Raw genomic sequence first — 7,396 nt, forward strand, 5'->3', positions numbered from 1 at the left:
GTGGCTGACTCGAGGGGCTTTCAACCCTGTGGCGGCACCGGCGTTGCCCATGGCTCGGCCTGGCTCTTGGCCTTGCTCGATACCGGCGCCTCGCCGATCACCTCGACCAGCGTGCGCAGCGCGTCCTGCACGCCGGCGCCGGTGGCGCCGGAGAGCAACAGCGGCGTCCTCTTCGCCGCCCGCTTCAGCCGGTCCTTCTGCTTCTTCAGCTCGTCCGGCGTGACCGCATCGATCTTGTTCAGCGCGACGATCTCGACCTTGTCGGCGAGCTGGCCCTCATACAACTCGAGCTCGGTACGAACGGTCTTGTAGGCCTTGCCGGCGTGCTCGCAGGTCGCATCGACCAGATGCAGCAACACCCGGCAACGCTCGACATGGCCGAGGAAACGGTCGCCAAGGCCTGCACCCTCGTGCGCGCCCTCGATCAGGCCCGGGATGTCGGCGAGCACGAATTCGCGGCCGCCGGAGTTCACGACGCCAAGCTGCGGATGCAGCGTGGTGAAGGGATAGTCGGCGATCTTCGGCCGCGCCGCGCTGACCACCGACAGGAAAGTCGATTTGCCCGCGTTGGGCAGCCCAACCAGGCCGGCATCGGCGATCAGCTTCAACCGCAGCCAGATCCAGCGTTCCTCGCCCGGCGCGCCGGGATTGGCATTGCGCGGCGCGCGGTTGGTGGAGGATTTGAAATGCGCGTTGCCGAAACCGCCATTGCCGCCCTTGGCCAGCACGAATTTTTCGCCGAGCTCGGTGAAATCATGGAGCAGCGTCTCGCGGTCCTCGTCGAACACCTGGGTGCCGACGGGCACTTTCAGCACGACCGATTTGCCGTTGGCGCCGTGGCGGTCCTTGCCCATGCCATTGCCGCCCTTTGGCGCCTTGAAGTGCTGCTGGTAGCGATAGTCGATCAGCGTGTTCAGGCCGTCGACGGACTCGATGATGATATCGCCGCCGCGGCCGCCATTGCCGCCGGAGGGGCCGCCGAACTCGATGAACTTCTCGCGCCGGAACGCGACGCAGCCGTTGCCGCCGTCGCCCGAGCGAATATAGACCTTTGCTTCATCGAGGAATTTCATGATGGGCAACTATAGCGTTTTCAAGCGAAGTGGTCGCCGGTTCGCGTGAAGGAAACGCGTCAAAACACGAATCGAGAGCGTATCGGTTCTGATTTATCGGGACCGGTACGCCCTAGTTAGGGCAGGGTCGCGGCTGCGGCAACCCGCAAGCGCCCTGACTTCGGCCAAAAGCCTTAATTTTCGGGCCTTTTTGCGGCTCGGAAGGCTACGCCGGCCGCCGCCGCACCAGAAACTTTTGCATCCCCTCCAGCACCAGTTCGCGGCGCTGGTTGTGCACCGTCGAGCGCAGCGTCACGACGCCGGTAGAGCGACCCGGGGCGAGCTCGATCACCTCCAGCGCGGGGTAGATGGTGTCGCCGGCATAGACCGGCTTCAGGAACCTGCTCGACTGCTCGAGGAAGCCGACCAGGGATTCCTCCACCACATAGGGGAACAGGCCTGCGCCGGGCGCGGTGTGGACCAGGGTCTGGAAGCCATGCGCGAGCAGGTCCGGCATGCCGCGTGCGCGGCAATATTCGACGTCATAGTGGATCGGGTGGGTGTCGCCGCTTGCGGTCTGGAAGGCCGCGAAAACGGCCGAGGTCTGGGTCCGGCTCGGAATCACGAAGCGCTCGCCTAGCACGAAATCCTCGAACCAGCGCTGCGCGGGCACCATGCGATGCCGGGTGGGGTCGAACTCGGTCATGTGGCAATTCCTGCGCTGTTTCCTGGCTGGCAGGCCCACCGGTAGCGCAGGCGCGGGACTGCGACAATTGGCTCAATTTGCCGCCGCCGGGGTTGTCCTGCGCGGCCACCTCGTTAAAACCCGATCGTAACGACAAGCCCGACTCACGCGGCGACGACGAGCAAATGAGCCTGTTCGCAAAACTCTCCTCCTACGACGATCGATCCGCTCGGCTCGCCGGCATCGGGTTGATGTTGCTGTCGATCTTCATGTTCTCGTTCGGCGATGCGATGGGCAAGTTCATCGTCGCGACCTATTCGGTCGGGCAGCTGCTGTGGTTGCGCGCCTGTGCTGCGCTGCTCGCGCTGCTGCCCATCGTCTGGAAGCGGCGCGCGGATTTCCTGCACCTGGAGCGGCCGTGGCTGCAATTGCTGCGCGTGACGCTGTCGACGCTGGAGGTCGCGGCGTTTTTCCTGGCGACCGTCTACCTGCCGCTTGCCGACGTCATCACCTATTACCTGGCCGGACCGATCTTCGTCACCGCGATGTCGGGCCTCGTGCTCGGCGAGCATATCGGCTGGCGGCGCTGGACCGCGATCCTGGTCGGCTTCTGCGGCGTATTGATCGCACTCAGGCCGTCGGCGCAGACCATCAGCTGGCCGGCGATGATCGCGCTTGGCGGCAGCCTGTCGTTTGCCGTCCTGATGCTGATCACCCGCTCGCTGCGCGAGACGCCCGACATCGTGCTGGCGACGTCGCAGTTCGTCGGCACGTTCATCCTCGGAGCGGTGCTGTCGCCGATCGGCTGGGTGACGCCATCGGCCGGCAGCCTCGTACTGTTCGCCGCCGCCGGCATGGTCTCGGTCGCCGCACTGCTCTGCGTCAACCGCTCGCTGAAGCTCGCGCCGGCGAGCGTGGTCGTGCCCTACCAGTATTCGATGATCGTGTGGGCGGTGATCTTCGGCTTCGTGGTGTTCGGCGACGTGCCGTCCTGGGCCACGATCGTCGGCGCCGCGATCATCATCGCGGCCGGCCTCTACATCTTCCTGCGCGAGCAGCAGCTCGGGCGCGGCGACAAGGTGGTCAATCCGCCGGCGTGATCCTATCCCTCCCGCCGCGTCGAGTTGTTCCAGCTCTTCAGCGAGGCCCAGACGCTGCGCGAGAGGCGGAAGCAGTCGACCGGGGTCGACGAGCCCAGCGCCTCGAAGCGGTGCAGCTCGACGCCGCTCCACTGGAAGCCGCACTTCTCCAGGATGTTGCGCGACGAGGGATTGGCGACCCGGGCGCCCGAGATCAGCTGGTCGACGTCGAACTCCTCGAAGCAATAGTCGATGACCGCGCGGGCGGCCTCTGTGCCGAAGCCCTGACCCCAATAATCGACGCCGAGCCAATAGCCGAGTTCGGGCGTCATCCGCTCACGCCAGTCGATGCCGACCATGCCGATCGGCGTGTGGTTGTTCTCGATCACGAAGACCGTCTCGCCACCGCCGTCGGCCAGCGCGCGCACGAAATCGATGGCGTCGTCCTGGGTATAGGGATGCGGCAGGCGGCGTGTGTTCTCCGCGATGCGGCGATCATTGGCGAGGCGCGCAATTGCTTTAACGTCCGCGAGCGTCGGCTTGCGCAAAGTCAGCCGTTCGGTCTCGAGGACGCAAGCTCTTGCCTCGCGCAAGGTCGGCGTCGGGATGTCCTGCAGCATGTCGGGCTCCTGTGATGCGAAAACTGATACGCAACGCTTGGAACGCCGCGCGTGGCCGTTTCCGGACACGCGCAACAAAAAGGGGAGGCCGGTTGTCCCGCCTCCCCCTTGGAGCCCTTTTCGACTCCGCCGGTTCAACAGGACCCGGCGGACTCGTTTATGTCCACCGTCTATTCGGCCGCTTCCGCCATCGGGATGACCGATACGAATGTGCGGCCATTGGCCTTGGCACGGAACTCGACATGACCCTCGATCTTCGCGAAGAGGGTGTGGTCGGTGCCCATGCCGACATTAAGGCCGGGATGCCAGGTGGTGCCGCGCTGACGCGCGATGATGTTACCGGGGATCACGCGCTCGCCACCGAACGCCTTGATGCCAAGGCGCTTGCCCTTGGAATCACGTCCGTTGCGCGATGAACCGCCTGCTTTTTTGTGAGCCATGGCTCGTCTCCGACTTCGCTTTGATCTCTAGATCAATTCCTTGACGGAATCATTTCAATTCTGGTCACGCCAACGTGCGGCGCGATGTCACTTGTCGTCCCGCGACAAGCCTATTCGGCTGCTTCGGCGGGCGCTGCGACCTTTTCCTTCTTCGGCCGAGGGCCGATGGTCGGCTTGGCGTTATCGGCGAGGATCTCGGTGATGCGAAGCACCGTGAGTTCGTCGCGATAGCCGCGCTTGCGGCGTGAATTCTTGCGGCGGCGCTTCTTGAACGCGATCACCTTGGGGCCGCGCTTGTGCTGCAGCACCTCGGCCGCAACGGACGCGCCTGCCACGGTGGGGGTTCCGAGCACCGGCGTGTCACCGCCGAGCACCAGAACTTCGCCAAGCTGCACGATCGTGCCGACGTCGCCGGCGATCTTGCCAATCTCGAGTACATCATTCGGAACGACGCGGAATTGCCGGCCGCCGGTTTTGATGACTGCGAACATCGTTTGATTCCTTCGTGTTCGGTTCCGGCCTCGGACGGATCGCCCGGGTCGGCTTTTTGTTCAGTCGCTACGGGTTTACGATTTTCGCGCGACAGGGAACGAGTTCCCAAAAAGCTCGCGCAAAAACAAGCGGCGCGAGAAATCCTCGCGCCGGATGGCCGGACTTATAGCCGCAAACCGCGAGGAGTCAAGGCAAGGGGCGGCAAAAACCGGCCAAAAATGAAGGGTTTGGCGCGGTTTTGGCCCTCCTTGCCTGCTCGGAGCCCCGACCCGGCGTGAAACCAACGGGTTCCCAACCCGTTGTCCTCCATTCCGCGCTGGGCAGAGGGCACATGGCCGACGACATTGTAACGACCACGGGCATTGCGCGCCACGGTGGCGCGCGGCTGCCATCCGTCGACATCGACAGTTTCAACATCGAGCTGAAGGACGACGAGGGATTCGTCGGTGATCGCGCGTCCAAGGGCGCATTCCGCAAGATCTTCGATCGCTGGCGCAAGCCGCTGCGCAATTCGGGCGAGGATCCGTTCGGCGACGAGCCTTCCGACAAGATCAGCAAGAAGAAGCTCGACGAGATGCTGGTCGGCGACGACACCGAGGCCTCTGCCGTCGTGCACAGCGCGATCGAGGAATTCGCCCAGGAGCTCGCCTATGTGACGCGGCGCTTTCTCAGGACCAAGGCCTGGGCAAAGACCGAGCGCATCGTGGTCGGCGGCGGCTTTCGCGAAAGCCGGCTCGGCGAACTCGCGATCGCGCGCACCGACATCATCCTCAAGGCGGAGGATTTCAAGGTTGACCTGGTGCCGATCCGTTTTCACCCCGATGAGGCCGGCCTGATCGGCACGCTGCATCTGGCGCCATCATGGATCTTCGAGGCCCATGACAGCATTCTCGCGGTCGACATCGGCGGCACCAACATCCGCTGCGGCGTGGTCGAGACGCGCTGGAAGAAGGCACCCGATCTCTCCAAGGCGACGGTCTGGAAATCCGAACTGTGGCGTCACGCCGACGACGAACCGACGCGCGAAGGCGCCGTGAAGCGGCTGGTGAAGATGCTCAGGGACCTGATTGCCGTCACCGAAGCCGAGGGCCTGAAGCTCGCCCCCTTCATCGGCATCGCCTGTCCCGGCGTCATCAACGAGGACGGCTCGATCGCCAAGGGCGCGCAGAACCTGCCGGGTAACTGGGAGAGCAGCAAATTCAACCTGCCGGCGAGCCTGGTCGAGGCGATCCCCGAGATCGGCGGCCATGACACCGCGGTCGTGATGCATAATGACGGCGTGGCGCAGGGGCTCGCCGAGGTGCCGTTCATGCAGGACGTGGCGCGCTGGGGCGTGCTGACGATCGGAACCGGGCTCGGCAATGCCCGCTACACCAATCGCAGGAAAGAGAACGGCAAGAACGAGAGCAAGGACGACAAGGCCAGGGATAAGGCAAAGGATGGCGATGAGGCCGAAAAGACCGAGAAGAAGGCCAAAAAAGCCAAGGCCTGAGATGCCAAAGGGCTGAGATACCAAGGCCTGAAATATCGACGCCTGAAATATCGAGTCCAGAAATCAAGGCCTGAAACGCCGTCGGCTCTCGCGCGCGACTGTCGCAGCACGGTAAGGTTGACAGGTTAGGTTAAGAGCGGGTTCAGATTGCCCATCCCCGCCGTCTTGCTAGCGTGGCCTCGTCGCTCCCGCTGACCTGGAACCGCACTTCCATGGCCAGACATTGCAAGAAGCGGCGAGGGACCGCCAGTATTTTTGTCGCGTCTGGCGGTCCCACCCATTTCTACTTCCAGTTGACCTGCCCGAAGAACCCGGAGATCTCGGCCGCCGCGCGATCGGGATCCTCTCGATGCGGGAAATGCCCGACGTCGGGGAACATCTCGAGGTCGAGATTGGCAAAGGTCTCACCGAGCCGGTCGGTCCAGGCATAGGGAAACAGCGGGTCGTGCTCGGCCCAGCGGATGCAGGTCGGCAGTGCGATCGGCGGCAGCACGGGGGCCTCGCCCTGCATCATCTTCACGCGCCCCGCGTGTGCCGCGCTGTAATGCGCAAAGCCACCGGCAAGGTTGCCCGGCTTGATGAAATTGTCGGTGAAGGCGTCGAGCACGTCATCGAACGCCGCCTTGCGATGGGCCCAGTTGCGCAGAAAGTGCCCGATATAGATCCGGCATGACTCCCGCGTCGCGCCGACCAGGGCGGGCGCCATCTCCATCTGGTGGAATGACTGGTACCAGATGTGGTTCAGCCGCTCGGGCGCGGCCATGCGCACCCCGATGCCGGGATAGACGAAGTCGAAGAAGAACAGGCCCGCGATCCTGTCCGGCGCCTTGCGGGCGAGAGGTTGCATCACCGCGCCACCGACATCATGGCCGACGATGCCGGCCTTTGCGATGCCGAGCGCGTCCAGCAGCGCCAGCATGTCTTCGGTATGCTGGTCTGGACCGCAGGGCCCATTTGGCTTGTCGCTGTCGCCAAAGCCGCGCAGGTCGGGCGCGATCAGGGTGAACCGGGAGGCCAGGCGTGTCATCACCGGCTCCCAGGTCAGCCAGAACTCCGGCCAGCCGTGCAGCAGGAGCAGCGGTTGACCGTTCCCGGTCCGCGCGACGTGGAATGCCGCGCCGTTGGCCCTGACAGTGAGATGCTCCATGGCCTACTCCCGCTCCGTATGCGTCGACGCCTTCAGGTCCAAACCAGAACGGCGCCGCTAGCGCTTTGTTTCCGCGTGCTTTCTTCTGGTGCCCCGGCGCGGCCGATGCAACCTCCCTCCGTGACGGAAATATTATTGCAGCGCCTTGTCTGGCCCGCCATCCTCGCCTAGAACACGCCCCGACCGCGGGTGGCGCAAATCACCCGGGCCACTGGAGAGGTGGCAGAGTGGTTGAATGCACCGCACTCGAAATGCGGCATAGGTGCAAGCCTATCGGGGGTTCGAATCCCTCCCTCTCCGCCACCCGCCTTCTGTCCAGCCCGGACACATAGGTAACGGAACGTACCTAAGACATGGGTGACAACCTCGTGCCGAACGGATTGTCGAGG

At 64.1% G+C, this 7,396-nt stretch carries 8 protein-coding genes and 1 tRNA gene; 3 read left to right on the plus strand and 6 right to left on the minus strand.

Annotated features, from left to right (window positions below; all coding sequences use genetic code 11):
* Positions 1–20 precede the first annotated feature (20 nt).
* Entirely contained in the window at positions 21–1,073 is a 1,053-nt protein-coding gene (gene obgE, locus JQ586_RS17150; RefSeq protein WP_212395775.1) for a GTPase ObgE, read from the minus strand.
* A gap of 205 nt (positions 1,074–1,278) precedes the next feature.
* Positions 1,279–1,758, minus strand: a complete 480-nt coding sequence (locus tag JQ586_RS17155; RefSeq protein WP_212395776.1) for a MaoC family dehydratase — start codon at positions 1,756–1,758, stop codon at positions 1,279–1,281.
* 164 nt (positions 1,759–1,922) lie between these two features.
* On the opposite strand from JQ586_RS17155, the gene JQ586_RS17160 reads away from it, so the two are divergent.
* Positions 1,923–2,837 (plus strand): DMT family transporter, encoded by a 915-nt coding sequence (locus JQ586_RS17160; RefSeq protein WP_212395777.1) that lies wholly within the window; start codon positions 1,923–1,925, stop codon positions 2,835–2,837.
* A 2-nt stretch (positions 2,838–2,839) separates the two neighbouring features.
* On the opposite strand, the gene JQ586_RS17165 is transcribed toward JQ586_RS17160, so the two are convergent.
* The 3 genes from JQ586_RS17165 to rplU all read right to left on the minus strand — a co-directional run bounded on the left by JQ586_RS17165 (position 2,840) and on the right by rplU (position 4,367).
* The gene (locus JQ586_RS17165) at positions 2,840–3,436 is read right to left on the minus strand and encodes a GNAT family N-acetyltransferase (RefSeq protein WP_212395778.1); all 597 of its coding nucleotides are present in this window, start codon (positions 3,434–3,436) and stop codon (positions 2,840–2,842) included.
* Between the two features lie 170 nt (positions 3,437–3,606).
* On the minus strand, positions 3,607–3,876 hold the full coding sequence (rpmA, locus tag JQ586_RS17170; protein WP_028336337.1) for a 50S ribosomal protein L27: 270 nt from the start codon (positions 3,874–3,876) through the stop codon (positions 3,607–3,609).
* A gap of 110 nt (positions 3,877–3,986) precedes the next feature.
* Complete coding sequence (gene rplU / locus JQ586_RS17175) at positions 3,987–4,367, minus strand: 50S ribosomal protein L21 (RefSeq protein ID WP_212395779.1); 381 nt, start codon at positions 4,365–4,367, stop codon at positions 3,987–3,989.
* Between the two features lie 332 nt (positions 4,368–4,699).
* Here rplU and JQ586_RS17180 point away from each other — a divergent pair, with 332 nt between their 5' ends.
* The gene (locus tag JQ586_RS17180) at positions 4,700–5,860 is read left to right on the plus strand and encodes an ROK family protein (protein WP_212395780.1); all 1,161 of its coding nucleotides are present in this window, start codon (positions 4,700–4,702) and stop codon (positions 5,858–5,860) included.
* A 283-nt stretch (positions 5,861–6,143) separates the two neighbouring features.
* Here the strand turns inward: JQ586_RS17180 and JQ586_RS17185 are convergent, their stop codons facing one another.
* Complete coding sequence (locus tag JQ586_RS17185) at positions 6,144–7,007, minus strand: alpha/beta fold hydrolase (protein WP_212395781.1); 864 nt, start codon at positions 7,005–7,007, stop codon at positions 6,144–6,146.
* A gap of 213 nt (positions 7,008–7,220) precedes the next feature.
* Here JQ586_RS17185 and JQ586_RS17190 point away from each other — a divergent pair.
* Positions 7,221–7,310: transfer RNA gene (locus tag JQ586_RS17190), tRNA-Ser, on the plus strand.
* The last annotated feature ends 86 nt before the right edge of the window (positions 7,311–7,396 follow it).

Origin of the sequence: Bradyrhizobium jicamae, from assembly GCF_018130215.1 — a bacterium.
Taxonomy (GTDB): Bacteria; Pseudomonadota; Alphaproteobacteria; order Rhizobiales; family Xanthobacteraceae; genus Bradyrhizobium; species Bradyrhizobium jicamae_A.

Excerpts from the sequence above, each read along its gene's own strand:
- JQ586_RS17165 (WP_212395778.1), bottom strand. The coding sequence starts at position 3,436 with ATGCTGCAGGACATCCCGACGCCGACCTTGCGCGAGGCAAGAGCTTGC.
- rplU (WP_212395779.1), bottom strand. The coding sequence starts at position 4,367 with ATGTTCGCAGTCATCAAAACCGGCGGCCGGCAATTCCGCGTCGTTCCG.
- JQ586_RS17155 (WP_212395776.1), bottom strand. The coding sequence starts at position 1,758 with ATGACCGAGTTCGACCCCACCCGGCATCGCATGGTGCCCGCGCAGCGC.
- rpmA (WP_028336337.1), bottom strand. The coding sequence starts at position 3,876 with ATGGCTCACAAAAAAGCAGGCGGTTCATCGCGCAACGGACGTGATTCC.
- JQ586_RS17180 (WP_212395780.1), top strand. The coding sequence starts at position 4,700 with ATGGCCGACGACATTGTAACGACCACGGGCATTGCGCGCCACGGTGGC.
- obgE (WP_212395775.1), bottom strand. The coding sequence starts at position 1,073 with ATGAAATTCCTCGATGAAGCAAAGGTCTATATTCGCTCGGGCGACGGC.
- JQ586_RS17160 (WP_212395777.1), top strand. The coding sequence starts at position 1,923 with ATGAGCCTGTTCGCAAAACTCTCCTCCTACGACGATCGATCCGCTCGG.
- JQ586_RS17185 (WP_212395781.1), bottom strand. The coding sequence starts at position 7,007 with ATGGAGCATCTCACTGTCAGGGCCAACGGCGCGGCATTCCACGTCGCG.